Raw genomic sequence first — 26618 nt, 5'->3', positions numbered from 1 at the left:
TCCGCAAGGTATACGCCGTACACCCGAATGAACGGATCCGTCATGACCCCCTCTCTCCGCCGGCAGGCCCTCCTCGCCGGGATCCTCTATCTCGTGACGCACGTCACCTCGGTGCTCGCCGTGCCCGCCTACGCCCAGGGCTGGATCCGCGCCGGCGTCGCCCTCGAGTTCGCCCTGGCGATCGGCTGCGTCGGCACGGGCGTGCTGCTGTGGCGGCTGCTGCAGGAGTACGCGCCGACGCGCGCGCTGACGTTCGCCGTGCTCCGCGCGGTCGAGGCGGCGGTCATCCTCGCCGGCACGCTGCCGATGCTCGCGAGCGCCGGGGCGCAGGGCGCGTCCTGGCTCGCGGCGGGCCCCGCGGCCGCGCTGCACACGGCGGCGTTCCTCGTCGGTCAGGGGCTGGTCATCGGCGTCAACACCGTGGTGCTGGGCTGGCTGCTCTGGGATGCGCGGATCCTGCCGCGGGCGCTCGCCGCACTCGGAGTCGCGGGCGGTGCACTGGTGTTCGCGAGCGACCTCGCGCAGCTCTGGGGGGCGATCCCGCTCAACGGCGTGGTCGCGGGCATCGCGGCCGTGCCGATCTTCGCGTTCGAGATCTGGCTCGCCGTGCTGCTGCTCATCGGCCGTCCGTGGCGGGGCGCCCCGGCGCTCGCCGTCTGACGTCCCTTGCGCGTCTCCCTCTCCGCACCGTCTTCCCCTCCCCGCAGTGGCGCCCGCCAGGGGAGGGAAAGACGACGGGAGGAGGGAGACGGAGCGGAGGAACGGGGCGGGACGGATCCGGACCCGGACCCTGACCCCGATCCGGACCCCGGGGCCGCCGTCTCGTCGGCTACTTCTTCTGCGGGGCGAAGGGGGTGCCGAGCGTCGTCGCGAGGGCCTGGAAGATCCGGGTCGCGGGCGAGCTGCAGGGCAGGTCGGTCGGGTTGTCGGTGAGCGTGCGGGCGTCGCTCGGGCAGTCGCCGGAGGGGATGTCGCTGTTCACCATGGTGATGATCGTGGTGTCGTCCGCCGTGCTGTAGAACATCGCCGTGTTGTAGCCGGGCAGCTCGCCGGTGTGGCCGACCCATCCGTTCTGGCAGCCCCAGCCGAGGCCGTAGCCGCCCGCGCCCGGGCCGTTGAACTCGCGGAACGAGGTGAGCCGCTCTTCCTGCTGCTTCGCCGGCACGAGCCCCGCGCCGGTGCCCTCCGCGCGTCCGTAGCGCAGCAGATCCTGCGCGCTCGAGATCAGCTCGCCCGCGGTCCAGCCCCACGACGGGTTCCAGTTCGTCGTGTTCGCCGGGTTCTCCGGCGTCCCGTGGCCGCCCTGCAGGGTGAACCCCTGGGCGTGCGGGTCGGGGAACGCGGCGGATCCGGCCGGGAAGATCGTGTGCGTGAGCCCGAGCGGCGTCAGGATCTTCTCGGCGAGCACGTCCTGATAGCTCTTGCCGGTCACCTTCTGGATCACGAAGCCCAGCAGGATCGTGTTGGTGTTGGAGTAGTCGAAGGCGGTGCCCGGCGCGAAATCCTGCGGCGGCAGCGAGATGCCCGCCTTGAGCAGCTCCTCCGGCTTCCACACCCGGTCCGGATCCGAGAAGAACACCTTCTGCCAGGCGTCGTCCTTCGTGTAGCTCGTCACCGAGCTGCTCATGTCGGCGAGCATCCGGATGGTGACCTCGCCGCCGCGCGGCACCCCGTCCACGTACTTCGAGATGGGGTCGTCCAGGCTGAGCTTCCCCTCGGCGGCGAGCTGCACGGTGAGCGTGCCGGTGAAGGTCTTGGTGATGGATCCGACCCGCTGGTAGATGTCGGTGGTCATCGGTGCTCCGGTGGCGGGATCCGCGATGCCGTACGCCTTGAGGAACAGGCCCTTCGGCGACTGCACGGCCACGACGGCGCCCTTCGCGGACGTCTGGGCGAAGGAGTCCTGCGCGGCCTTGTCGATCGTCGCGACGAGGTCGTCGGGCATCGCGGAGGTCGGCAGGTCTGCGGAACGGGCGACGACCGCGGCGGGATCCGCGACGCAGGTCGACACCGCCGGCACGGTCGACGTCGGCGTGCCGGCGCCGGTGGCGGTGGGGCCGGTCGAGGGCTGCGATGAGCACCCGGCGAGCAGGAGCAGAGCGGCCGCGAGCGCGACCGGCCTCGCGAGTCGTGCGGTGGCCATGACGGTGTCCCTTCCGATGAGCGAACCCTCCCGAGCACACTCTCCCATCACGGCCCGCGCGAAGGAATAGACGTAGACCCATTCCGCGCCGGTGCCGGCTTCGGGAGACTGGACCCGCTGGGGATGCCGGGGCCGGCGCGGATCTCATCGGGGAGACCGCGTCGGCGAAACCCGCCGTGTGTGCGGGAGACGACGGAGGAGTCGCCGTGAGGATGTCGAACAGGGGTCGCCGGGTGGCGGCGCTCGCCACTGCGGCGGTCATCGCCCTGTGCCTCCCGGCCTGCGCCGGTGCACCGGTCGCCGGCCCGTCGGCGTCGCCCTCGCCCTCCGCCCAGGGGCGATCCGTCACGACGGATCCGGCCGCGCTGCGGACGCGCTTCGCCGCCCTCGCCGCCGAGCTGGGCGTTCCGGGGGCCGCGATGCTCGTGCGCACCCCCGACGGGGAGGTCACCGCGACCTACGGCACGACCGAGCTGCGCGGATCCACTCCGGTGTCGCTCGACGATCACTTCCGCATCGGATCCAACACGAAGACGATGACCGGGACCGTGATCCTGCAGCTCGTGCAGGAGGGGCGCATCGCGCTCACGGACAAGGTGTCGAAGTACCGCCCCGACGTGCCGAACGGCAGCCGCATCACGATCGAGCAGCTGCTCACGATGCGCAGCGGGCTGGCGAACTACACCACCACCCTCGCGCTGAACACGGCCCTCGACACGCAGCCGCAGCGGGTGTGGGATTCCGAGGAGCTCGCGGCCATGGGCCTCGCCGAGCCGCCGCTGTTCCCGCCGGGGGACGGCTGGGCGTACTCCAACACCAACACCGTGCTGCTCGGGCTCATCGCGGAGCAGCTCGAGCAGAAGCCGCTCGCGGAGATCTTCCAGGAGCGGCTGTTCACCCCGCTGGGGCTGCGGGAGACGTCGTACCCCGCGGCCGACGACGCCGCCCTCCCCGCACCGTTCTCGCACGGCTACATGTACTCGACCAACGTCGACACCATGGAGACGAGCGAGCTTCCGCCCGATCAGCTCGCGCAGGCGAAGGCCGGAACGCTGCTGCCCGGAGACACGACGGAGCTGAACCCGTCCTGGGCGGGGGCCGCAGGCGCCGGGGTCTCGACGATCCGGGACCTCGCGCACTGGGTCGAGGCGCTGGGCGGCGGTGGCCTGCTCAGCCCGACGCTGCAGAGGGAGCGCCTCGCCAGCGTGCAGCCGGTGCCCATCCCGCTGCCCCCGCTGCCCGACCCGCAGTACGGGTGGGGGATCGCCAAGATCGGGCCGCTCTACGGTCACACGGGTGAGCTGCCGGGCTTCAACTCCTTCATGGGGTACGACCCGGAGCAGAAGGTGACGATCGTCGTCTGGACGAACCTCGCCCCGGCAGCCGACGGGCGTCCGCCCGCGGCGACGATCGCCACGACGCTCATGACGAGCATCTACGGAGGTTGACATGATCACGCCGTCCCGCCGCACCCCCCGCCACCCCCTGGCGCTCGCCGTGGTCGTCGGCGCCCTCGTCCTGGCCGGCTGCACCAGTCCGTCCGGCGCCGCGCCCGGCACGGCCTCGCCGTCGCCGTCCGCGAGTGCGGCGACCGCCGGCTGCGTCGCGGATCCGGCCGCCACCATCGCCGCGAAGGCCGGCGCGAAGACGCTGTCGGCGCTGCCGGCGGAGACCGTCGCGAAGCTGGACGCCGCGGCGGCCAAGGCCTTCGCGCTCGGAGCCTCGCCGGGCGCGGTCGTGGGGGTGCGCACGCCGGAGGGCACCTGGACCAAGGCCTACGGGAACGCCGATCTCGCCGGGACTCCGATGCAGGTCGGCATGCACACCCGCATCGCGTCGCTCACGAAGATGTACACCGCGACGATCGTGCTGCAGCTCGCCCAGGAGGGGAAGCTGAAGCTCAGCGACACCATCTCGAAGTATGTGGACGGGATCCCGAACGGAGACCGGATCACGCTCACCCAGCTCGCCGACATGACCAGCGGCGTCGCCAGCTACACCATGAACGAGAAGCTCCTGGAGAAGTACTTCGCGGATCCGACCGCGGTCTACACGCCCGAGGAGGTCATCGCGGCAGGAGCCGCCGTCTCGCCTCTGTTCCCCCCGGGCGAGGGCTTCGCCTACTCGAACACGAACACGGTCCTGCTCGGGAAGGTGATCGAGAAGGTGACCGGAGAGGATGTCGGCCGGCTCATGCAGTCCCGGATCTTCGATCCGCTGCATCTGGCGAACACGTCCTGGCCCGGCACCTCGGCGGCGCTGCCCGAGCCGTATGCGCGCGGCTACACCCTGAACGGGAACAGCGCGACCCCGGACGCCCCGGCCGACTCCACCGACTGGAACCCGTCGTGGAGCTTCACGGCCGGCGAGATCATCTCCGACATCGACGATCTGCTGACGATGGGACGCGCGCTGGGCACCGGGCAGGGGCTCGTCGACGCGAAGACGCAGACCCTGCGGCTGACCTCGTTCTCCGACATCGGCTACGGCTTCGGGATGAGCTGCTCGCAGGGGTGGGTCGGGCACACCGGCGACCTCTCCGGCTACAACACCTCGCTCTTCTACGACACGGCGACGGACACCACGGTCGCGGTGCAGACCAACAGCGACATCGCCTCGGGCGGCTGCACGACGTCGCCCACGCTCACGGACGACCCGGGCGATGCGATCTGCCAGACGCCCGCGGTGCGGCTCCTGGTCGCCCTCACCGGTGAGCTCGGCACCGCCTATGCTCCGCCGCCGCGGAAGTAGCACGAGGAGTGCATCCTCCTGCCGGGGTCGTTGAGCGAGCGCGCCCTCCCGTCGGGGTCGTTGAGCGAGCGCAGCGAGACGAAACGCGGTGCCCCCGTGAAGGGCTCAGCGGTACTCCTCGGCGACGGAGGCGAGGAATCGCAGCACCGCGAGCACGCGGCGGTGGTCGTCGCCGTCGACGGGCAGTCCGAGCGCGGTGTAGATGTGCGAGGTGTGCTGCACGACCGCCTTCTCGGTGAGGAAGAGATCGGCGGCGATGCGCGCGTTGCTGCGTCCCTCCGCCATGAGCGAGAGCACCTCGAGCTGGCGCGGGGTGAGCGAGCCGACGGCTCCGCTCGCGCGGCTGGCGCGGGTCACCAGCACCGAGACCACCTCGGGGTCCAGAGCCGTGCCGCCCGCGGCGACGCGGCGCAGGTCGGCGGTGAACGTGGTGACGTCGGCGATGCGCTGCTTGAGCAGGTAGCCGAAGCCGCCGCCGTCCTGATCCAGCAGCTCGGTCGCGTAGCGGCGCTGCACGTACTGCGAGAGCACGACGACCGGGATCCCGGGGTGCGCCGTGCGGATCCGGAGCGCCGCGAGCAGGCCCTCGTCGGTGTGCGTCGGCGGCATCCGGATGTCGGTGATGACCAGGTCCGGCGTGAGCAGGTCCACCTGCTCCAGCAGCGCCTCGGCGTCGCCGACGGCGGCGGCCACCTCGAAGCCGTCCTGTGCGAGCAGGTGGCGCAGACCCTCGCGCAGCAGCACCTCGTCCTCGCCGATGATCACCCGCATGGCAGATCCACCTTCACCTCGGTGCCGTGTCCCGGATCCGACCGCAGGCGCAGCCGGCCGCCCAGCGCGTCCACCCGATCGAGCAGACCGCGGAGCCCGGCTCCGCGGTCGAGGCTCGCTCCGCCGACCCCGTTGTCGTGGATCACCAGGTGCAGCCGGCCGTCCTGGGTGCGCATCGCGACGCGCACCCGCGACGCCTTCGAGTGCTTGACGGTGTTCGTCAGGGCCTCGGCGATGATGAAGTACGCGGTGTGCGCGGTCGTCGACGAGATCGCCGCGTCGTCGACGTCGGCCTCCAGCGTCGCCGGGATCGCCAGGCGGTCGACGAGGTCCTCCGCGGCCGGGGTGAGCCCGCGCTCGGTGAGCGCCACCGGCAGCACGTTGTGCACCAGCCGACGCAGATCCGCCGCCGCCTGATCGATCCCCTGCCGCAGTCGGGCCGAGGCCTCGCTCGTCGCCGGGCGCGCGTCCGGGTCGTTCGCGATGGTCTGGGCGGCGAGGGCGAGCAGCACGAGCTGCACCTGGATCCCGTCGTGCAGGTCCTGCGCGATGCGTGAGCGCTCGCGATCGGAGGTCTCGACGAGCCGGATCCGGGACTGGCTGAGCGCCTCGTTGCTCGCCCGCAGCTCGGCGGTGAGGCGTTCCCGGTCGATCGCGATGGCGAGAACGTCGCCCGCGCGCCGCACCGGTCCCGGATCCGCGGTCATCCGGGTGTCGTAGACGATCGCGCCGACGAGCCGGGAGTCGATGCGGATCTCGCACCAGCCGCGATCCGCGCCGCGACGCGACGGATCGACCGGCGCGCCCGCCCCGTCGACGAACTCCTCGTGCTCCTCGGACCAGTAGACGACTTCCAGCGAGTCGTCGCCGAGGGTGGCCGCCAGTGCTCGCGCGACCGCAGGACCGCCCGCGCCGCTGACGCCGAGCCAGGCGCTCAGGGGTTCGAGGTCGCCCGTGCGGCGGAAGCCTCCGAGCAGCACGCCCAGCAGGAACGCGACGGGGATCGCCGCGGAGACGAGCAGCTGCGTGATGCCGCCGATCTCGCGGGGCCAGCCGAACGCGTGCACGATCGTCGGCGCGAAGGCGAGCAGCAGCACGGCGACGATGCCGTAGCCGAAGAGCGGGCCCAGCACCCGCCGGTGTCCGGGATCGGCCGCGACGAGCCGTCGGCTGAGCACGATCGCGGTGAGCACCATCGCGGTGATCCCGATGCCCTTCTGCACCGTGGCGATCACCCCGGCCGCGTCCGGTGCGAGGACCGAAGTCAGCACCACGGCGAGCTGGAGCACCGGGCAGGAGATCCACGCCAGCACGACCGTGGCGATGGAGAGCCGCCCGCGCAGCCGGCCCGACGGGAACGCGTGCAGCAGATGCACCGTCATCGCCAGGGGGCTCGTGGCGAAGACCGCGCTGACGACCGACAGCACCTCGACGCCGACGTTCACGAGCCCGGCGAGGAACAGCGCGATGCCGCCGATCACGAGCAGCACTCCGGTGGCGTTGTGCGGCCGGCGCCACCAGGCCAGGAGCCCCGCGGCGACCCAGATCCAGAACACGCCGGTGAAGAGCGCGACGACCCAGAACGTGCTCCGGGCGCCCAGGCCGAGGGCGAGCTCGACCCCGCCGAGGAGGAACGCGAAGACCGCGACCATGATGAGGGCCGCGGGCAGCGGCCGGGGTGCGCCGGTGCGCGGAGTGACGGGGGCGGGGACCGCGCGGGGCGAGGGAGTGGGGGCAGGGACCGCGCCGGGGGATGCCGAGCTCGGTGCGGGTGCGGGTGCGGGTGCGGGTGCGGGTGCAGTCGCGTCGGCGTCGTCGGCGGAGGCCGGGGTGCCGCCCTGCGTCGTCATCGGTCGCCCCTCTCCGCCGCGTCGCGTGCGCGACAAGCCCACCCTCATGATGGCCCGCCGCGGCGGACGTCGCCATGGGCCTGGGTCCTGTGCGGTCCGCAGCCCGCGCCCCTCCCTCAGAGACATCAGAGACAGACGGGAGAGCCGGATCCGGATCCGGTCGTCGTCAGGCGAAGCGCACGGTCTGCTGGATCCGCGTGCGCAGATCGAACAGCTCGGTGCCGCCGATCGTGCGGGACCCGGGCACCCCGGCGCGGAGCAGGGGGCGCAGGGCGCTGCGGCGCACGACCACGACGGTCGTGCCGCGGATCGCGCCGAGCGGGGTCGTCGCCTGCGCCAGGTCGTCGTCCGGCAGTACCAGGATCGCGCCGCCGAAGCGCACCCGGGCGGCGCGGGCGATCGTTCGCACCTGCGTCACGAGTGCGGTGACCGGAGCGCGGGAGCCGGTGCCGGATCCGATGACCTCGCCGCCGCGGAAGCTCGCGATCTCGCCGAAGTCGGCCGACATCAGGCCGTACAGGCCCGAGGGGCCGAGGACGATGTGGTCGAGCGTGTCGGGCGACGGGGGTGTTCCGCCGGCGGCACCGGACAGGGGCGCGCCGGCCACGGGCGTCCCGGACGGGATCGCCACGTCGTGCCAGGCGGTGAAGCCCATACCCAGGTCGGCGACCGTCCGGGCGGTGTGCTCCTCGGCGAGGGCGTTCGCGAGAACTCGTCGCAGCTCGCGCGGAACCGTGCGCACGAAGGCGGGATCGTACGGATCCGCCACGTCGGATCCGGTCCAGGCGCGCACCTGCGCGATGTAGTGCCGACGCCGGCTCCCGCCCGCCTCCCCGTAGGACTTCGCGCGCGGCCGGGTGTCGGTGCGGGCCGCCGGGGCGCGCCAGCCGTCCCAGGGCGCGTCGTCGTCGGCGAACCCGTGCCCCCGGTCGTAGCCCGCGCGCAGCTCGGGGGTGCCGACGAGCTCCCAGGCGCGCTGCACCTGGATGAACACGGCCGCATCCCCGCCGGTGTCGGGGTGCGTGCGGCGCAGCTGCAGCCGGTAGGCGCGGCGGAGCTCGTCATCGGAGGCCGTGGCGACGACGCCCAGCACCTCGTACGCGGAGGCGGAGAGCGGGCTGTCGAACATCGCGCTCCTCGGGTTCTGCCGGCGGTCGTGCGGGCGGGGCACGCGGGATCCAGGGTATCCGGTCGGCCCGGTAGCATTCCCCGGGTGAGCAGCACCGCGAGAACGCCGATGAGCCCCGACCGTCCGCTGCAGCAGGAGTACGAGGTGCGCTTCGACTGGGCGCGCGAGGGGCTGCGGTCGATCGGGCAGGGCGCCGGCGTGATCGTCGTGATCGACGCGATCTCGTTCACCACGACCGTGGAGCGGGCGGTCAGCGAGGGGCTCGAGGTGCAGCCGTTCGCCGGCACGAGGGCCGAGGCGGAGGCCGTCGCGGCAGGCGGCGGTTTCGGCGCGGCCCGGCTCGCGGGCCCCCGCGGGGGCGACGGTGTGACGCTGTCGCCGTCGAGCCTGACCGCCGAGAACGTCGCGGCGTTCGGCGCGACCCGCGCGGTGGTGCCGTCGTTCAACGGCTCCCGGCTGTCGGCCGCGGCGGCGGCCTTCGGCGTGCCGGTGCTCGCCGCGTCGCTGCGCAACCGCACGGCCGTCGCGCAATGGATCCTCGCACGCCAGCATGCGGTCGGGCACCGGGTGAAGGTCGCCGTGGTCGCCGGCGGCGAGGTGCGCGACGACGACACCGTGCGCTTCTCGGTGGAGGACCTGCTCACCGCGGGCGCCGTGATCGACGCGCTCGGCGGGCTCGGCATCGATGCGTGCTCTCCCGAGGCGGCCGCGGCCTGCGCCGCGTACACGGGCCTCGCCCGGGCGGCGCGGCACCTGTTCACCGCGTCGACCAGCGGCGTCGAGCTGCGCGACGACTACGGCCAGGGCGGCGACGTGCTCATCGCCGCGCAGACCGACGTCTCCGCGACCGTGCCGGTGCTCGTGGACGGCGTGTTCCGGGAAGCGGATCCAGGAGATCTCGCCGACGGACGCTGATCCCGGATCCGGATCCCGGTTCGACTCTGCCCTGCCCGGGCGGCGGAGGCTGGGGAAGGGAAGCCGCCTCGCCTGCGCTCGGCTTCAGGCGAGTTCGGCGGCGGCGGCGCGCAGCTCGGCGAGCGCCTCGACCGAGTAGTGCGCCATCGCCTCTGTCGTCGCGTCCGGTTCCGCGGCCCAGCGTGCGAACGCGTTGTGGTGGGCGAGGACGCCGAGTTCGGCGGCGAGCCGCGCCACGACCGGCGCGACGCCCCTGGCGACGAGCGCCTCCTCCATCGCCGCGGCGAGGCCGACGGACTTCTGGGCGTTCCGCTCGCGCAACTCGGCGCTCGCGCTGACCACGGCCTCGAGCCGGGGCGCGATCTCGCGGCTCAGCGGTCCGTACGCGCTGGCGGCCCGGCGAAGCCCGTCGGCCACGGCGTCGAGCGCCGAGGCCTCTGGCGGTGCCGCCGCGATCCCTTCGGCGAGGAGGGCGCTCATGGCCGCCTGACCGGCGACGAGGAGCTCGCGCTTGTCGGTGAAGTGGCGGAAGAAGGTGCTCTTCGTCACGCCCGCCCGCGCGGTGATCTGTGCGACCGTGGTCTCGTCGTACCCCTGGTCGTGGAACAGGTCGACGGCGGCGAGGACCAACCGCTCGCGCGCTCCCGGTGCCCAACGTGCCATTCCTCCATTCTAGTTGACGGGACAAAGGTCCCGTCATAAAGTGATGGGACTACTATCCCATCACTCATCGGAGGTACCCATGCGGGTCTTCATCACCGGCGGCACCGGGCTCATCGGCTCGGCCGTCGTCGCCGAGCTCATCGACGGCGGGCACTCCGTCGTCGCGCTCGCCCGATCCGACGCGTCCGCCGCCGCAGCGGAGTCGTCGGGAGCCGCCGTCGTCCGCGGTGGACTGGCCGACCTCGACGTCATCCGGAGCGCCGCAGCGGCCGCCGACGGCGTCATCCATCTGGCGTTCGGCAATGACTTCTCGACGCAGGCGGCGCTCGAGCGGGACATCGCCGAGGAGAGCGCCGCGATCGACGCCATCGTCGATGCCCTCGCGGGCAGCGATCGGCCGTTCGTCGTCGTCTCGGGGACGCCGAGCGCCGAGGGGCGCCCCTCCGTCGAGACCGACCCGCTGCCCACCGACGGCCCGGTCGGCGGCCGTGCCGTCACCGTGGAACGCACCCTCGCGGCCGCATCGCGGGGGATCCGCACCGCGGCCGTGCGCCTGCCCCGCACCGTGCACAAGGACGGCGACGGCGGGTTCGCCGGGCTGCTCGCGAACATGGCGCGCCGGAGCGGAGTCGCCGCCTATCCCGGAACAGGCGAACAGCGCTGGCCCGCGGTGCATGCTCTCGATGCTGCCGTCCTGTTCCGGATGGTGCTCGAGAACGCCGCACCCGGCACCGCATGGCATGCCGTGCAGGATGAGGGCGACACCGTGCGCTCGATCGCCGAGGTGATCGGCCGACGTCTCGGCCTCCCTGTGCAGCAGGCGCCGGTCGAGGCCTTCGGACCGATCGGGCCCGTGTTCGCCGCGGACCAGCCGGCGTCCTCGGCCCATACGCGGGAGGCGATGGGCTGGGTGCCGACGCATGCGCGGCTGATCGAGGACCTCGAGGCTCTCGAGGCGTGAGACGGCGGAGCGCTCGGTCCGCCGGGTGCTCCCGGATGGGCGAGGGGCGCGCTGAGGGTCAGGCCCCGAGCGCGTCCACCAGTCGCTCCTCCGCGGATCCGAGATGGTCGTGCAGCAGCCGCGCGGCCAGGTCGCCGTCGTGGCCGCGCACCGCGTCGAGGATCGCGCGGTGCTGGGCGGCGATCGCCGCCGCGTCGAGCAGGCGGCGGTCCTGTACCTGCGCCATGCAGAGGCGCGCCTCGTCGAGCAGGGTGCGATACATCCGTGAGGTGCGTGCACTCGTCAGGCCGTCGATCAGGGCGGTGTGGAAGCGGATGTCGGGGTCGACCGTCGCGGGGTCCGGGCCGGGCGCCATCCCGGCGATCTCCTCGTTGGCCAGCACCGCGGCGGCGGGCACGACCCCTTCCTTCGCCAGGGTGCGCAGGGCGCCGGCCTCCAGAAGGGCCCGGGTGCGGTACACGTCGCGCACCATCTCCGCGTCGATCGCGGCGACGCGAGCGCTGCGGTGCGCGGTGCGCACGAGCAGACCGCTCATCACGAGCTGTTCGATCGCCGCTTTCGCGGTAGGGCGGGCGATGCCGAACTCTGCCGACGCCCAGGCCTCGGTCACCGGGGTGCCGCCCGCGAGGGCGCCGCTCAGGATCCGGTCGCGCAGCATCCTGCTCGCCGCCTCCACGACGCCGACGACGGCCAGTGTGTTGTCGACCATGCGATCAGTGTAGGAGATCCTCCACCCGTCGGTATACTTGTCTGACAATATGCTTCGCAGTGCAGCGAGAGTAAGGAGCCTCCATGCCCGCCGCCCTGACCTCGCCGCTGGACGCCGCGCTGCTCGGCCCGGACGTGCGGGTCGCGTCCCGCACGATCGACCGCTTCGCCCGGGCGCACGACGCGTCGCATTACCTGTTCGTGCCGGATGCGGTCCTCGTGCCGCAGGACGCCGCCGCGGTCGCCCGGGTGTTCTCGGCCGTGCGCGCCGCCGGGCGCACCCTCACCTTCCGATCGGGCGGCACGAGCCTCAGCGGCCAGGGCGTCACCGGCGACGTGATGGTCGACACCCGCTCGGCCTTCCGCGGCATCCGCGTCTCCGACGACGGCCGGAGCGTCGCCGCCCAGCCCGGTGCGACCGTGCGACAGGTCAACACCCGCCTCGCCCGGTTCGGCCGCAAGCTCGGCCCGGATCCGGCGAGCGAGATCGCCTGCACCATCGGCGGAGTCGTCGCCGACAACTCCAGCGGCATGGCCTGCGGGATCGTCGAGAACTCGTACCGCACGATCGAGTCGATGCTGCTCGTGCTGCCCAGCGGCACGGTCCTCGACACCGCCGATCCTGACGCCGCCGCGAAGCTGCGCGAGCGCGAGCCCGCGATCGCTCAGGGCCTGGTGCATCTGCGCAACCGCCTGCGCGCCGACCCTGCGCTGAGCGCCGAGGTCGCGCGGCAGTTCTCGATGAAGAACACGATGGGGTACGGGCTGAACTCCCTCCTCGACTTCGACGACGAGGTGCGGATCCTGGAGCATCTCGTGATCGGATCCGAGGGGACGCTCGCGTTCGTCGCCGAGGCCCGGTTCCGCACGATCCCGATCCAGCCCGAGATCTCCACGGGCCTGCTCGTGTTCGACACGCTCTCCGCGGCGATGGCGGCGCTGCCCGGCCTCACCGCACTCGGCCTCGCCACGATCGAGCTGCTCGACGCCGCATCGCTGCGGGTGGCGCAGTCCCTCAGCACCGTGCCCGAGGTGATCGCCGACATCGACGTGCGAGGGCACGCCGCGCTGCTCATCGAGGTGCACGCCGCGGATCCCGGGGCGCTGGAGGCCGGGGTCGAGGCTGCTCTCGCGCACGTCGGGACCCTGCCGCTCACCACGCCGGCGCGGATGACCCAGGATCCGGCCGAGCGCGGGGAGCTGTGGACCGTGCGCAAGGGCCTGTACACCGCGGTCGCGGGCGCTCGCCCGAGCGGCACGACCGCGCTGCTCGAGGACATCGCGGTTCCGGTCGAGGAGCTGCTCGGCGTGTGCGAGGGACTCACGGCGCTGTTCGAGAAGCACCGCTACGAGGGGTGCGTGATCTTCGGGCACGCCAAGGACGGCAACGTGCACTTCCTCGTGAACGAGCGCTTCGATGACCATGCGGCGCTGCGCCGGTACGAGGCGTTCACCGAGGATCTCGTCGAGCTCGTCCTCGCACACGGCGGCACGCTCAAGGCGGAGCACGGCACCGGGCGGATCATGGCGCCGTTCGTGCGGCGCCAGTACGGCGACGTGCTGACCGACATGATGTGGGAGCTCAAGGGACTCATCGACCCGGACGGGATCCTCAATCCGGGTGTCGTGCTGTCGGATGACGAGACGTCCTACCTCGCCGATCTGAAGACCGTGCCGACCGTCGAGGGGGAGGTCGACCGGTGCGTCGAATGCGGGTACTGCGAACCGACCTGCCCCAGCAAGGACGTGACCCTCACCCCTCGGCAGCGCATCGTGCTGCGCCGGGACATGACGGCCGCCCTGCACCGCGGCGAAGTCGAGGTGGCGGCCGAGATCGCGCGGGACTACGACTACGACGCGGTGCAGACCTGCGCGGTCGACGGCATGTGCGGGGTCGCCTGCCCGGTCGACATCAACACCGGCGACCTCGTGCGCCGGCTGCGCGCCGAGGAGGCGAACCGGTTCGAGCAGGGCGTCTGGAACACGGCCGCGAAGGGCTGGGGCGCGATCACCCGCGGCGGCGGTCTCGCGCTGACGGTCGCGAACGCGCTGCCGGCGCCGCTCGTGACCGCCGTCACCCGCGCCGGCCGGGCCGTGCTCGGCGCGGACACCGTGCCGCTCTACGACGGCGGCCTTCCGGCGGGCGGGTCTCCGGCGCTGCGCGCGGCGGCTCCGGCGGACGCGCAGGCGGTGCTGTTCGGATCCTGCATCGGCACCATGTTCGGCGCGGAGCAGGATCCCGACGGCGTGCACGGCGAGGGCTCCCGCGAGGCGGTGCGGCTGCTGCTGGAGCGGGCGGGGATCGCGTACAGCGTGCCGGCCGACGCCGGCGGACTCTGCTGCGGCACCCCGTGGAAGTCGAAGGGTCAGCTCGACGGCTACGCCACGATGACCGAGCGCGTGCTGCCGGCGCTGTGGCGGGCCAGCCGGGAGGGAGCGCTGCCGGTCGTCTGCGACGCGGCGTCGTGCACCGAGGGATTGCACGTCATGCTTGCGAAGGCCATGGCGGAGCACCCCGAGTACGCGGCCCTGCGCATCGAGGACGCCACGACGTTCCTCGCCCGGGAGGCGCTGCCGAAGCTGACGGTGCGCGAGCGGATCCGATCCGTCGCGGTGCATCCGACGTGCTCCACCACGCAGCTCGGAGCGACCGGCGCGCTGCGCGCGCTCGCCGCGGCGGTGGCCGAGGACGTGTACGTGCCCGACGGCTGGGGGTGCTGCGCCTTCGCCGGCGACCGCGGCATGCTGCACCCCGAGCTGACCGCGAGCGCGACGGCGGTCGAGGCCGCCGAGGTCGCCGCGGCGGACGCGGAGCGCGGGGGGTTCGACGCCTACGTCTCGGCGAACCGCACCTGCGAGCTGGGCATGAGCCGAGCGACTGGAAGGCCGTACCGGCATGTGGTCGAGGTGCTCGAGGAGCTGACCCGGCCCTAGCGTGCACAACTCAGGCTGGGTGCGAAGCGCGCGTCGCCCGCTTCGCGGAAATCCGCGGACGGGGTTGCTCCTCAGCCGGACGCAGCCTGAGTTGTGCACGGGCGGTCACCGTGCCGGACTCCCGCGCCTCCCGCTCTGATACCCCGCCCAGGACCGCTCCCGTCCCGCCGCAACAGCTACCGTCATCCGGTGCTCACAGCGGCACCTTGTGCCCCGGGAGGCGAGAGTCCGGGATCCGCCCGCTCAGCTCCGGTGCACGTCCACGGGCACGATCATCGGCGTGCCGGCGATCGGATCCGGGATCACGACCGCCTCGAGGTCGAACACCTCGCGGAGCAGCTCGACCGTGACGACGTCGCCGGGAGCGCCCTCGGCGACGATGCGGCCGTCGCGCATCGCGACGAGGTGATCGGCGTAGCGGGTCGCCAGGTTCAGCTCGTGCATCACGACGACCACCTGCGTGCCGCGCTCGCGCGAGAGGCGCACGAGCAGCTGCAGCAGCTCGACCTGGTGGGCGAGGTCGAGGTAGGTCGTGGGCTCGTCGAGCAGCAGGATGTCCGGCTCCTGCGCGAGCGCCATGGCGACCCACGCGCGCTGCCGCTGCCCTCCGGAGAGCTCGTCGATCGAACGCTCGGCGAACTCCGTCATGCCGGTGACCTGCAGGGCGTCGGCGACGACCTCGTCGTCGCGGTGATCGCGTCCGCCCAGCCAGCCGCGGTGCGGCGTGCGCCCGCGGTCGACGAGGTCGGCGACGCTGATCCCGTCGGGGGCGACCGGCGCCTGCGGCAGCAGGCCGACGATGCGGGCGACCTCCTTGGTGGGCAGCTGCGCGATCGCGGACCCGTCCAGCAGCACGGATCCGCTGCGGGGCTTCAGCAGCCGGGCGAGGGTGCGCAGCAGGGTCGACTTGCCGCAGCCGTTGCCGCCGACGATCATCGTGATCCCGGATCCGGGGAGCGTCAGGTCGAGTCCGTCGATGACCGGGTCGCCGTCGTACCCGACGGTGAGGGCCTTCGCCTCGAGGGTGTGCGAGCTCATGCGCGCGTGCGTCCTCTCATCAGGAGCCACAGCAGGAACGGCGCGCCGATCGCGCCGGTGATCACGCCGACGGGCAGCGTGATCGGGAACAGGTGCTGGCCGACCGCGTCGCCGGCGAGCACGATGATCGCGCCGAGGAGGGCCGAGGCCAGGGGGAGGGCCGCGTCGCGCCGGACGAGCCGCAGGGCGATGGGACCGGCGAGGAACGCGACGAACGAGATGGGCCCGGTCAGCGAGGTGGCCACCGCGACGAGCAGCACCGCGCACAGGATCAGCAGGATCCGGGAGCGCTGCGGACGCGCGCCGAGCGCGGTCGCAGAGTCGTCGCCGAGGCGGAGGACCGGCAGCGCGCGCGCCGCCAGGAGCGCGATCACCAGCAGCACCAGCAGCGCGGGCGCGGTCGGAGCCAGCTGATCCCAGAGGCTGCGGCTGAGGGATCCGGCCATCCACACGGTCGCCTGCTCGGCGGCCTTGACGTCGGAGCGGGTGAGCACGTAGCTGATCACCGCCTGCAGTGCGGCGGCGACGCCGATGCCGACCAGCACGAAGCGCAGGCCGGAGAGCCCGCGGCGGTAGGCGAGCACCCAGATGAGGAGCGCGGTCGCGAGCCCTCCCGCGATGGCCGCGCCGGACACGACGAGTCCGGAGGCGCCGAAGAACGAGATGGCGGTGATCGCCGCGGCGCTGGATCCCGCGCTGATGCCGATCACATCGGGACTCGCGAGCACATTGCGCAGCAGGGTCTGGAACAGCATGCCGCCGAGGCCGAACGCGGCTCCCGCGAGCAGCGCGCCGACGACGCGGGGCAGTCGCAGCTCGACCACGGCGAAGCTCACGCCGGGAACGGTCTGGCCGGTGAGCGCGCGCAGCACGTCGGGCAGAGCCAGGGTCTTCGCGCCGAAGACCAGACCGGCGGTGCACAGCGCGACGACGACGACGGCGAGTCCCGCGATGAGCACGGCGTCGCGCACGGCATTGCGGCGGCGGGCGGCGCGAAGACGATCCGCCGATGCGGGTGCGGCCGCGGTCCGCGCGGTGTCGAGGACGGTCACAGTCCCACCGCCTTGCGCCGGCGCAGGAGCGCGATGAACACCGGGGCGCCGACCACGCCCGTGACGATGCCCACTTCGAGCACTCCGGGGCGCGCCAGGATCCGGCCGATCACGTCGCAGACGAGCAGGAACGCCGCCCCGGCCCCCGCGGAGAGCGGCACGATCCAGCGGTAGTCGGCGCCGACGAGGAAGCGGACCGCATGCGGCACGGCCAGCCCGACGAAGCCGATGGGGCCGGCGAGGGCCGTGGCCGTGCCGCACAGGAGCACGACCGCGAGCACCGCGGTGAGGCGGGAGGCGCCGACCCGCACGCCCAGGCCGCGGGCGACGTCGTCGCCGAGGGCGAGCACGTTCAGCCGACCCGAGCAGGCGACGGCGAGCACCGCGCCCAGGGCGAGGAGGCCGCTCAGCTGGGCGAGGGAGGAGAACGACGCCGCGGTCAGGGATCCGACCTGCCAGAACCGGAAGCTCTCCAGCGTCGACTGATCGACGATGAGGATCCCCGTGATCACCGCCGTCGCGATCGCGGTGACCGCCGCGCCCGCGAGGGCGAGCGTCACCGGGGTCGCGCCACCGGGGCTCGCCGCCGCGGCGCCGTAGCCGAGCACGACCGCCACCGCCGCGCCGGCGAGGGCGCACCACACGATCACGAGCGGCGCCTGCCATCCGAACAGCGTCATCCCGAGCACCACGAACAGCGACGCGCCGGCGTTCACGCCCAGCAGGCCGGGGTCGGCGAGCGGGTTGCGGGCCATGCCCTGCATGAGGGCGCCGCCCATGCCGAGGGCCGCTCCGACGAGGAGCCCGGTGATCGTCGTGGGCACCCGGGAGAGCACGGCCGCCTGGTCCGTCGATCCGTCCGGACGCAGGAATGCGTCCCACACGGCGCCGAGCGGCACGAGGCGCGCGCCCAGGGCGAGGGACAGCAGGGTCGCGGCGAGCAGGGCGACCAGGCACACGACGAGCGCCCACGCCGGGGCCCGGAGCGCGCGGCGGCGCGTCCTGGGTCCCGACGCGGGCGTCGTCGGTGCGGAGGCGAGGGTCATCAGGCCTTTGCGGCGGCCTCGCCGAGCAGCTTGGCGTAGGTCGGCAGCGCCCACGGGATGGACAGCACGGTGGGAGCCGACACTGCCATCAGCAGCGCCTCGTCGTTCACGAGCACGGCGGACCCCTTCTTCACGGCCGGGATCCGGCTGAGCAGCGGGTCGTTCTGCAGGGTGGACAGATCCCCGCCCTGCACGTAGACGACCGCGACGTCGGCGTCGAGCTTGTCGGCCTGCTCGGCCGAGATCGTGCCGACGAAGCCCTTCTCGTTCTTGGCGAGCTCGGTGATCGAGGACGGGGTGGCGAAGCCGAGGTCGTTCAGGTACTGCACGCGCGTGTCGCTCGGCACGTAGTACTGCACCTTGCCGAGATCCTTCGCGTCGACCCACATGACCATGCCGGTCTTGCCCTTGGCGGCCGGGTACTTCGCCATCTCGGTCGACATGGCCTTCTCGGTGTCGGCGATCAGCGTCTTCGCCTCGGCGGACTTGCCGAGCGCCGTGCCGATCATCGTCGTCGAGTCGCGCCAGGACGTGCCCCAGGGGGAGCCCGGGTAGGCGACGGTCGGCGCGATCTTGGTGAGGGTGTCATACTCCTGCTTCGTCAGGCCCGAGTTGGTGCCCAGGATCAGATCCGGCGAGGTGTCGGCGATCTTCTCGTAGGGGATGCCGTCGGTCTCGTCGTGCAGCGGCGGCAGCTTCGCCTTGTCGGCCTCGATCGCGGCCTTCGTCCACTCCAGGTAGCCGTCGCCGTCCGGGTCGCCGAACGTCGCCTTCGGGATCGTGACGGGGATGGTGCCCAGGGCGATCGCGGCGTCGAAGCTGCCCCAGCCGATCGTCGCGACGCTCCGGGGCGCCGACTCGATGACGGTCTTGCCGTAGACGTGCTCGATCGTCGCGGGGAACGCGCCGTCGGCGGATCCGGTCCCGCTCGCGTCCGGTGCGGATCCGGTCGAGCACGCGGTGAGGGCGAGGGCGCCGGCGGTCAGGAGGCTGAGGACGGCCGCGCTGCGGCGCAGACGGAGGGAGGGCATGGGTCTCCTCGAAGAAAGGAACGGGTAGGTAGGTAAGCCTAACCTATGCTTCCCGATTCCTTGGGGACGAGTCGATCGTCGACCCCGCGCCGAGAGCGACGGCCCATCCGGGGGAGAGGTTCAGAGGCCGTTGAGCAGTCCCAGGCACGGCCCGATCACGATGATCCACGCGGCCGCCGAGATGATGAGGACTCCGACGCCGATGCCCCGGGTCTGCCGCCAGATCAGCAGGACCGCGCCCAGGATGAGCGGAAGCACGACCGCGCCGATCGAGAAGGCCATGCCGAGGTTGGCGAGGCTGAAGAACAGGATCAGGGCGAGGATCATGGAGACGCAGCCCACCGCGGTCCCGACGCCGATGCCCGCGCCGAAGCCCAGTCCCGAGCGCGGTGCCGGTGCGCCGGTCGGGCCGACGTATCCGGCGTAGCCGCCGGGCGCTCCGGGGACGCCGGGCGCTCCCGCGGGTGCGCCGGGTTGTCCTGCGGGCAGCGACGCGCCGGGAAGAGCGCCGACGGGAGGGCCCGCGGGCACGACCGGGCCCGGCGGCGCAACCGGTGCGGGCGGCAGCGGCGGGGTGAGCGGCGGCGCCAGGGGCACGGGTGGTTCCGGCGGCAGCGGCGGCGCGGGAGGATCCGGCGTTCCCGGGTGCACCGGCGGAGCCGGCGGTGGCGCCGGCGTGCCCGGAGGCGGCGGCGTGTCCGGGGGCGTCGGCGGCTGCGCCGGATCCGGTTCGGACGGGAGGTCAGGCGTGCTGTTCACTCGGGGTCCTCCTGGGGGTGAGCGGGAAGGCGCCTCGTCGCGCCTTCCAGACGATGCGGGCGAGCAGGAGCGGGATCGTGACGAGCAGGAAGAGCTGCGGTCGGGTCAGGCCGAGCCAGGCGACGTCGTTGCCGCGGACGAACTCGACGAAGAACCGGAAGACGCCGTAGGCCGCGATGTACAGGGTGAGGGTCTCGCCGGCGGCGATGTCGCGGTGGCGGAGCCAGAACCAGAGCAGGCAGAACGCGGCCGCGTGGAACGCGATCTCGTACACGAAGCTCGGATGCAGCGGCACGCCGGCCGGGGAACCGACCCGCGTCGCGGCGGCCGGATCCAGGACGATGCCCCAGCCCGTGCCGGTCGGGGTGCCGGGGCGCTCTGTGAAGAGGCAGCCGAAGCGGCCGATCGCCATCGCGATCGCCACGGCGGGGGCGAACAGGTCGCCGCTGCGGTCGCGGTAGCCGACGATCCTCTTCGCGACGTGCACGCCGAGCCACGCGCCGACCAGGGCGCTCAGGATCGAGGCGTTGCCCTGCGTCAGCTGCGAGACGAGGTCGCGGTTCCTGGTTAGGTCGATGTGCTGCGCCCAGGTGCCGAGGCGACTGAGGATCGCGGCGCCCAGCAGGGCTCCGAGCACGAGATAGGCGACCCGCGGATCCGTGACGCCCCGCCGGCGGCGTTCGATGAGGAACACGATCCCCGCCGCGCCCAGGCCGAGCGCGACGAAGAAGCCGTGGGTCTCGAGCGGGGGTGCCCAGGGCCCGAGCAGATCCTGCAGCGTCGGGAACATCAGAACCGCCCGATCCAGAACATCACCCAGAACGGCGTCGCGACGGCCGAGAGAAGCGCGAGGATCGACAGATACGCGAGGACCAGGCGGGTGTCGCCGAGCTTGCACTTCGATCGGAGCAGACCCTGACGACGGGCGCGCGCATAGCCGGCGATGGCGATGAGCGCGAAGCCCAGAACGGCGATCGGGCCGAGCACGCAGGCGATCAGCGCGACCGTCGTGAACACGCACAGCCGCAGCGGATCGAACGGCGGGGCGGGGGATCCGACCGTCTCGTCGTAGCGGTTCAGGCCCGTCAGATCGATCTCGCCGGGCTCCGGAGGTCCGCCGGACGTGCCGAGCACCGTCGGTTCGCCGCCCGTCGCCGCGTGCGGCGCATGATCGACCGGTTCCGGCGGAGTCCGGAACCGGTCATGGCGTGCATCGCCCCCCGAGGACATGGCTCAGTGCCCCACCGAGAGCGGGAGTCGCGCGCGGTCGCCGGCGTCGACGCCCGCGTCGCGGGCGGGACCGGCGCCGCGGGCGCCCACGGATCCGGTCGCGGTCGAGATGCGCGTGCGGGAGAGCGGCGCCCAGGCCTGCACGGCGCAGAACGGTGCGCACTGATGCGCCGAGGTCTGCTCGTTGACCGTCGCGACGTGCACGCAGCACTGCGTGAGGCGCTCCTCGATCATCGTGTTGATGTCCATGAAGGGCTTGACCGTGATGCGCTTGACGCGCTCGCCGAGGAACCGGCGCAGTCGCTTGTGCTGGCCGGGCAGCGCCGCGGTGGCGAGCTTGGTGAGCGTGCCGATGCCGAGGTCGCATCCCGTGCAGATGTCCTTCCAGAGGGATCCGATCGAGGGGTGCGACAGGGAGGACTGCTCGCTGAGCAGGTCGAGCAGCGATTGCTTGACCGAGTCCTTGAGCTTCTGGTTGATGCCGCTGTCGGCGATCCGGTTCGCGATGAGGTCGGGGTTGAGGTCGAGGAAGTCCTTGAGCTTGTCGTGGCCGACGAGCTTGGTCAGCGAGTTCCAGGATCCGGAGTCGTCTTTGAGCAGGTAGCCGACCGAGCAGCAGTGCGGGTGGCTGCACGGCAGCGCGGTGAGGTCCTTCCAGGTGACCTCGCCGTCGGTCTGCGGTGCCAGCCGCGCCAGCACCCCGGTGTGCGTGAGGCGGTCGTCCGGGTCGATCCCCGCGGAGCGTCCGGATCCGAACACGGGCTGGATGGTCACGCCGCCCACGTAGGGCGTCGCCATGGCGCGGCGGATCACGGCGCCGATCTCGTCGTCGTTGACGCCCAGGGCCGCGGTCATCGTGAGGGTCGTGAAGACCCCCGCCTCGCTGAGCCGGGCGAGCGCGCGCTCCTTGAACCGGCGGATGTCCGCCCCGCGATGGTAGGCGGACGCCTCGGCGCTCTCGCCGTCGTACTGCAGGTAGACCTCGACCCGCTCGCGGTGCTTCTTCAGGATTTCGACGAGCGCGTCGTCCTGGGCGATGCGGAGGCCGTTGGAGTTCAGCAGGATGCGGACGACGGGGCGTGCGACGAGGTGCTCGAGCAGCTGCTCCAGCCAGGGATAGAGCGTCGGCTCACCGCCCGAGAGCATGAGCACGTCGATGCGGTCGTTCTCCCGTGCCAGCCGTGCGTCGACCGAGGCGAGCACGTCGGCCAGCGGTGCGATCGCGCTCGCCGCGGGGCTGGACTCCGCGAAACACGTCGGGCAGCGCAGATTGCAGTGGTCCGTGAGGTCCTCCAGCAGGATGCAGGTGTGCTGCGTCTGCATCTCGGGGAGGCCGTCCTCATAGGCCGAGGGCACGGGCTTGAAGTTGCCGGCGAGATCGGGCTCGTGGATCTTGGTCGGTGCGGTCCACTGCTCGAGGTAGGTGAGGATCTCGGCCGACTCGTCGTACATCGTGCGCTGCAGCCCGTGTTCGGGACACCCGCGCTCCAGCCATACCCGATCGTTCCGCACGGCCAGCCAGCCGCTCAACCGGCGGACGTCGGCGAGCGGGCGATCCGGATCCTCGTCGTGACAGGTCGGGCAGAACGCGTTGACGTAGCGATGCACGCGGTAGTCGCGCAGGGGCTGGCCGGATCCCGCCGTCTTCACGCGGGCGGGGGCTCCCGCCGCAGCCGAACCGAGGCCTGCCGGAGTCTCCGCGGTGGGGGTCATGCGGCCACCCTAGCGGCCAGGGCATCGGGGGCGAGCCGCTTCCGCGGGGCGTGTGGAGAACCCCGTGGTTCTCGGTCGGAGGCGCCGCGACACCGTCGTTCCGGACGATCAGCGGCTCGGAAGCGGAGGGCCGCCCGCGAGGACGGCCCTCCGCTCGTTCGGATTCACGGACGTTCGAAGGCCTTCGTGACCGCACCTGCAGCGAGCAGGATCAGCCCGGCGAAGAGCAGGAACGGGTCGGAGAACCCGGTCTGCGCGAGAGAGCCGTTCCTCGGGGTCGAGGCGTACAGGCTGTGCGCTGCCCCGACCAGGCTGTGTGCCACGGTGGACACGATCGGGACTCCGCCGGTGCCGGCGCCCGGAGCGGTTCCTCCGATACCGGACCCGGGAGTGCCGGTTCCGGTGCCGGGAGTTCCCGGGGTTCCGGTGCCCGGCGTGCCCGGAGCGATCGGCAGGCCCGGCAGCGAACCGGTGATGCCCCCGATCACGCCGCCGATCACGCCGGGAAGGGATCCCGTGATCCCGCCGATCGCGCCCGGTGCGGAACCCGTGATCTCTCCGGCGACGCCGAGCGCCGCAGGGAGGGCTCCGGTGACACCGCCGACGATCCCGCCGAGGTCACCGATGGGCAGCGACGGCAGGCTCGGGAGGGTTCCGCCGGTGCCCGGGGTGCCGGGGACGGTCGGCAGATCCGGAAGACTGCCGGTCAGACCGCCGAGGATCCCGCCGACGTTGGGCAGGCCCGGGAGGGTTCCGCCGGTGCCCGGGGTGCCGGGGTTGCCGGTTCCGGGAAGGCCGGGGACGGTCGGCAGGCCCGGAAGGCTGCCGGTCAGTCCGCCGAGGATCCCGCCGAGGTTGGGCAGGCCCGGGAGGGTTCCGCCGGTGCCCGGGGTGCCCGGGGTGCCGGGGTTGCCGGTTCCGGGAAGGCCCGGGACGGTGGGGAGTCCACCCGTCAGGTTGCCGAGGCTGGGCAGGGTCACCGCCGCGTGGGGTGCGGTGGCGCCGGTGGTGGGGACCGCGGCGTCGACGTAGACGTTGGTGCTGTCGGTGCCGATGCGGTCGGTCGTGGAGATTCCCTTGGGGCCTGCGGTGAGATCCCAGACGTCCTTGATTCCGAGGACGTTCAGGTTCTTGCCGACGTTCAGGCCGTCGGGGGTGGTGCCGGCGTGGACGCTGCCGACACCCGGGATGGGGACGGTGATGACGCCCGTGCTCGGGGTTCCGCCGGTTCCGGGAAGCCCCGGCAGGGTCGGCAGGCCCGGAAGGCCGCCGGTCAGACCGCTCAGGGGTCCGGTCAGTCCGCCGAGCGCGCCGGTGAGGTCGCCGAGGGGCAGAGCGGGCAACCCCGGGACGGTTCCTCCTCCATTACCGCCCGGGGTGCCGCCGTTGCCCGGGAGACCCGGGAGGGATCCGGTCAGTCCGCCGAGCGCGCCGGTGAGGTCACCGAGGGGCAGGGCGGGCAGGCCCGGAAGTGTTCCGCCGCCGTTGCCGCCGGGGGTGCCGCCCGGGAGACCCGGGACGGACGGAAGGCCCGGCAGGCCGCCGGTGAGTCCGCCGAGGTTCGGCAGGGTCACGGACGCGTGGGGTGCGGTGGTGCCGGTGGTGGGCACCGCGGCGTCGACGTAGACGTTCGTGGTGTCTGTGCCGATGCGATCGGTGGTGGCGATGCCGTTGCGGCCGGCGGTGAGGTCCCAGTCGTCCTTGATTCCGAGGACGTTCAGGTTCTTGCCGACATTCAGGCCGTCGGGGGTGGTGCCGGCGTGGACGCTGCCGACACCCGGGACCGGGATGGTGATCACTCCGGAGGTGCCGCCCGTTCCGGGAAGACCTGGGATGGATCCGCCGGGAAGACCCGGAACCGAGGGCAGGCCCGGGAGGGATCCGGTCAGTCCGCCGAGCGCGCCGGTGAGGTCACCGATCGGCAGGGACGGAAGACCCGGGATGGATCCGCCGGGAAGACCCGGAACCGAGGGCAGGCCCGGCACTCCGGGAAGCCCGCCGCCAGTGGGCCCGCCGAGGTTCGGCAGGGTCACGGACGCGTGGGGTGCGGTGGTGCCGGTGGTGGGGACCGCGGCGTCGACGTAGACGTTCGTGGTGTCTGTGCCGATGCGGTCCGTGGTGGCGACGCCGTTGCGGCCGGCGGTGAGGTCCCAGTCGTCCTTGATGCCGAGGACGTTCAGGTTCTTCCCGACGTCGAGGCCGTCCGGGGTGGCGCCGGCGTGGACCGTGCCGACCCCCGGGACCGGGATCGTGACGACGCCCGGGGATCCGGTGCCGCCGCCCGGTGCGCCGGTGCCGGGAAGCCCGGGAACCGAGGGCAGGTCGGGCAGACCGCCGGTGACTCCGCTGACGGTGTTCGCGACCTCGCTCGTGGCGGTGTCCGCGACGCCGGTCACCGTGTCCAGCACGGTGTCGACCGGTGCGGAGGGGAAGCTGGGATCCGTTCCTCCTCCCGGAGTCCCGCCGCCGGTCGAACCGCCGGGAACGGCGGAGGTGGCGGTGGCGAGGGTGTCCGTGACGAGGGCCGAGACGTCCTGGGTCACGGCGGGAAGCCCACCGGATCCCTCCGTTCCGCCCGAACCCGGCTGACCGCCGGACGGCTGGTCGCAGGGGGCGGTCAGCAGGTTCGTCACGGTCGTGAGAGCGCTCTTGACGACGTTGCAGCCGCAGTCGGCGCCGTTGGGCGGTGCCTCCGCGGCGTTCGCCGCCGTTGCGCCGGCGAGAGTGATCCCGCCCGCGAGGAGCGTGCCCCAGAGAGCACGCTTGACGATGCGATTCATGTTCTCTTTCCTTCTGATCTGGGGATGCGCGCATGCGCAATGACGCGTGCCGTCCTCGAAGGACGGCCGTGCCCCGATCAGTCGGGAGAGGAGTCGTGGTCCGCGACCGGAGAGATCGGCAGGCGGTCATCGCCTGCCGATCCGATGCGGACGGTCAGCAGGCGCTCGCCCGCCGACGGAGAGGAGACCGTGCCGAACAGGCGCAGGTCGGTCGTGCTGCCGCCGGAGGCGGATCCGGTTCCCGGCACGCCGAACTCGGAGGTCGGCGATCCAGCCGGGTGGCGCGCGGGGGCGCCGGGAGAGACCACGGACGTCGTGGCCGGCGGCGCGACGGAGAAGCCCTCGTCGAGCGCGGGCGCCACGAGCACGGGTCCTTCCTCCGTCGGGGACGAGGAGGGCGCCACCGGGGGCGAAGCGGGATCCGGAATGCCGGCGGGTGCCGGAGGGATGAGCTGGGGCGTTTCCCCTGCGACGGGCGAGGGGGCGGGGCCGGTCACGGAGTGCACGGAGTCGGTCACCGTGCCCACCGTGTCGTCGACGGACGCCGCCAGGCTCGGAAGGGTCGCGGTCACCGAATCGAGCGTCGCGGGGACCTGCTGCAGCACAGCCCCGACCGGAGCCAGCACGGGGCTCAGCGCCGGAGCGATGGTTCCGGCCGTGCTGGTGACCGCGTCGACCGCGGAGCCGGCCGTCTGGCCGAGGCTCTGCAGGAGCGGGGCCGCCGCGTCCACGAGCGGTGCCACCAGGGGCGTGGCCGTCTCCGGGGCGTCCGCGGGAGCCGGCGCGTCGGCGATCGCGTCGGTCGCGGGTGCCACCGCGTCGGCGACGGGGGAGGGGAGGACTTCGGTGACGGTCTGCTGCACGGCCGAGAGCGTGCTCTGCACGGTGGCCGGCGCGTCGACGATCGTGTCCTGCACCGCACCGACGGTGCTCTGCAGCGTGCCGAGGAGGCTCGGGGGTGCCGGAGGTGCGGTTTCCGCGGCCTGCGCCGATCCGGATCCGAAGGCGATGGACAGGGCCATCCAGCCGAGGACGAGGATTCCGCCCGCGAGCGCAGCGGGGACGAATCCCCGTAGCGAACGCGCACGACCCTGCATGAATCCCCCCGATATACTGCTTACGGCACAAGGTATTCCCCCGCGGC

The 26618-nt window shown here is 72.7% G+C and carries 22 protein-coding genes; 6 read left to right on the top strand and 16 right to left on the bottom strand.

Going from position 1 to position 26618, the window contains the following annotated elements:
• Nucleotides 1-42: 42 nt before the first annotated feature.
• A complete protein-coding gene (locus J8G10_RS09500; RefSeq protein WP_251443660.1) occupies nucleotides 43-660 on the top strand; it encodes a DUF4386 domain-containing protein in 618 nt (205 codons plus the stop codon).
• 169 nt (nucleotides 661-829) lie between these two features.
• On the opposite strand, the gene J8G10_RS09495 is transcribed toward J8G10_RS09500, so the two are convergent.
• Entirely contained in the window at nucleotides 830-2143 is a 1314-nt protein-coding gene (locus tag J8G10_RS09495; RefSeq protein WP_251443657.1) for a serine hydrolase, read from the bottom strand.
• 212 nt (nucleotides 2144-2355) lie between these two features.
• Here J8G10_RS09495 and J8G10_RS09490 point away from each other — a divergent pair, with 212 nt between their 5' ends.
• On the top strand, nucleotides 2356-3591 hold the full coding sequence (locus J8G10_RS09490; protein ID WP_251443654.1) for a serine hydrolase: 1236 nt from the start codon (nucleotides 2356-2358) through the stop codon (nucleotides 3589-3591).
• Between the two features lies 1 nt (nucleotide 3592).
• Nucleotides 3593-4894 (top strand): serine hydrolase, encoded by a 1302-nt coding sequence (locus J8G10_RS09485; RefSeq protein WP_251443652.1) that lies wholly within the window; start codon nucleotides 3593-3595, stop codon nucleotides 4892-4894.
• A 105-nt stretch (nucleotides 4895-4999) separates the two neighbouring features.
• On the opposite strand, the gene J8G10_RS09480 is transcribed toward J8G10_RS09485, so the two are convergent.
• The 3 genes from J8G10_RS09480 to J8G10_RS09470 form a co-directional block, all read right to left on the bottom strand.
• A complete protein-coding gene (locus J8G10_RS09480) occupies nucleotides 5000-5665 on the bottom strand; it encodes a response regulator transcription factor (protein ID WP_251443651.1) in 666 nt (221 codons plus the stop codon).
• Nucleotides 5656-7515, bottom strand: coding sequence for a sensor histidine kinase (locus J8G10_RS09475; protein ID WP_251443649.1), 1860 nt, complete (start codon nucleotides 7513-7515; stop codon nucleotides 5656-5658). Before J8G10_RS09475 ends, J8G10_RS09480 begins: the two co-directional genes overlap by 10 nt.
• Before the next feature lie 166 nt (nucleotides 7516-7681).
• Nucleotides 7682-8644: a J domain-containing protein gene (locus tag J8G10_RS09470; protein WP_251443647.1), complete on the bottom strand. Its 963-nt coding sequence runs from the start codon at nucleotides 8642-8644 to the stop codon at nucleotides 7682-7684.
• 84 nt (nucleotides 8645-8728) lie between these two features.
• Here J8G10_RS09470 and J8G10_RS09465 point away from each other — a divergent pair, with 84 nt between their 5' ends.
• A complete protein-coding gene (locus tag J8G10_RS09465) occupies nucleotides 8729-9559 on the top strand; it encodes a 2-phosphosulfolactate phosphatase (protein ID WP_251443645.1) in 831 nt (276 codons plus the stop codon).
• An 84-nt stretch (nucleotides 9560-9643) separates the two neighbouring features.
• Here J8G10_RS09465 and J8G10_RS09460 read toward each other — a convergent pair whose 3' ends face one another.
• Nucleotides 9644-10222 carry a TetR/AcrR family transcriptional regulator gene (locus J8G10_RS09460; RefSeq protein ID WP_251443643.1) on the bottom strand — a complete coding sequence of 193 codons (579 nt, stop codon included), beginning with the start codon at nucleotides 10220-10222 and terminating at the stop codon, nucleotides 9644-9646.
• 79 nt (nucleotides 10223-10301) lie between these two features.
• Here J8G10_RS09460 and J8G10_RS09455 point away from each other — a divergent pair, with 79 nt between their 5' ends.
• Nucleotides 10302-11183, top strand: a complete 882-nt coding sequence (locus tag J8G10_RS09455) for an NAD-dependent epimerase/dehydratase family protein (protein WP_251443640.1) — start codon at nucleotides 10302-10304, stop codon at nucleotides 11181-11183.
• Between the two features lie 58 nt (nucleotides 11184-11241).
• Here the strand turns inward: J8G10_RS09455 and J8G10_RS09450 are convergent, their stop codons facing one another.
• Complete coding sequence (locus J8G10_RS09450; RefSeq protein ID WP_251443637.1) at nucleotides 11242-11892, bottom strand: GntR family transcriptional regulator; 651 nt, start codon at nucleotides 11890-11892, stop codon at nucleotides 11242-11244.
• 83 nt (nucleotides 11893-11975) lie between these two features.
• Here J8G10_RS09450 and J8G10_RS09445 point away from each other — a divergent pair, with 83 nt between their 5' ends.
• On the top strand, nucleotides 11976-14825 hold the full coding sequence (locus J8G10_RS09445; protein ID WP_251443634.1) for an FAD-binding and (Fe-S)-binding domain-containing protein: 2850 nt from the start codon (nucleotides 11976-11978) through the stop codon (nucleotides 14823-14825).
• Between the two features lie 243 nt (nucleotides 14826-15068).
• Here J8G10_RS09445 and J8G10_RS09440 read toward each other — a convergent pair whose 3' ends face one another.
• The 10 genes from J8G10_RS09440 to J8G10_RS09395 form a co-directional block, all read right to left on the bottom strand.
• Nucleotides 15069-15863: an ABC transporter ATP-binding protein gene (locus J8G10_RS09440; protein WP_251443631.1), complete on the bottom strand. Its 795-nt coding sequence runs from the start codon at nucleotides 15861-15863 to the stop codon at nucleotides 15069-15071.
• Nucleotides 15860-16915, bottom strand: a complete 1056-nt coding sequence (locus tag J8G10_RS09435) for an iron chelate uptake ABC transporter family permease subunit (protein ID WP_251443627.1) — start codon at nucleotides 16913-16915, stop codon at nucleotides 15860-15862. The genes J8G10_RS09440 and J8G10_RS09435 overlap by 4 nt, the downstream gene beginning before the upstream one ends.
• The gene (locus J8G10_RS09430) at nucleotides 16912-17961 is read right to left on the bottom strand and encodes an iron ABC transporter permease (RefSeq protein ID WP_251443624.1); all 1050 of its coding nucleotides are present in this window, start codon (nucleotides 17959-17961) and stop codon (nucleotides 16912-16914) included. Before J8G10_RS09430 ends, J8G10_RS09435 begins: the two co-directional genes overlap by 4 nt.
• On the bottom strand, nucleotides 17961-18992 hold the full coding sequence (locus J8G10_RS09425) for an iron-siderophore ABC transporter substrate-binding protein (protein ID WP_251443621.1): 1032 nt from the start codon (nucleotides 18990-18992) through the stop codon (nucleotides 17961-17963). Before J8G10_RS09425 ends, J8G10_RS09430 begins: the two co-directional genes overlap by 1 nt.
• A 120-nt stretch (nucleotides 18993-19112) precedes the next feature.
• Nucleotides 19113-19589, bottom strand: a complete 477-nt coding sequence (locus tag J8G10_RS09420; protein ID WP_251443618.1) for a hypothetical protein — start codon at nucleotides 19587-19589, stop codon at nucleotides 19113-19115.
• Between the two features lie 145 nt (nucleotides 19590-19734).
• Nucleotides 19735-20541 carry a prolipoprotein diacylglyceryl transferase gene (locus J8G10_RS09415; RefSeq protein WP_251443616.1) on the bottom strand — a complete coding sequence of 269 codons (807 nt, stop codon included), beginning with the start codon at nucleotides 20539-20541 and terminating at the stop codon, nucleotides 19735-19737.
• The gene (locus J8G10_RS09410) at nucleotides 20541-20885 is read right to left on the bottom strand and encodes a hypothetical protein (RefSeq protein ID WP_251443613.1); all 345 of its coding nucleotides are present in this window, start codon (nucleotides 20883-20885) and stop codon (nucleotides 20541-20543) included. Before J8G10_RS09410 ends, J8G10_RS09415 begins: the two co-directional genes overlap by 1 nt.
• Nucleotides 20886-20984: 99 nt before the next feature.
• Nucleotides 20985-22694, bottom strand: coding sequence for a radical SAM protein (locus tag J8G10_RS09405; protein WP_251443609.1), 1710 nt, complete (start codon nucleotides 22692-22694; stop codon nucleotides 20985-20987).
• 164 nt (nucleotides 22695-22858) lie between these two features.
• Nucleotides 22859-25474, bottom strand: a complete 2616-nt coding sequence (locus J8G10_RS09400; RefSeq protein WP_251443606.1) for a hypothetical protein — start codon at nucleotides 25472-25474, stop codon at nucleotides 22859-22861.
• A 77-nt stretch (nucleotides 25475-25551) separates the two neighbouring features.
• A complete protein-coding gene (locus tag J8G10_RS09395; protein ID WP_251443603.1) occupies nucleotides 25552-26571 on the bottom strand; it encodes a hypothetical protein in 1020 nt (339 codons plus the stop codon).
• Nucleotides 26572-26618 lie beyond the last annotated feature (47 nt).

Source organism: Microbacterium sp. USTB-Y, from assembly GCF_023703415.1.
In the GTDB taxonomy this organism is placed as follows: Bacteria; Actinomycetota; Actinomycetes; order Actinomycetales; family Microbacteriaceae; genus Microbacterium.
This window is presented reverse-complemented; position numbering and strand designations above follow the sequence as displayed.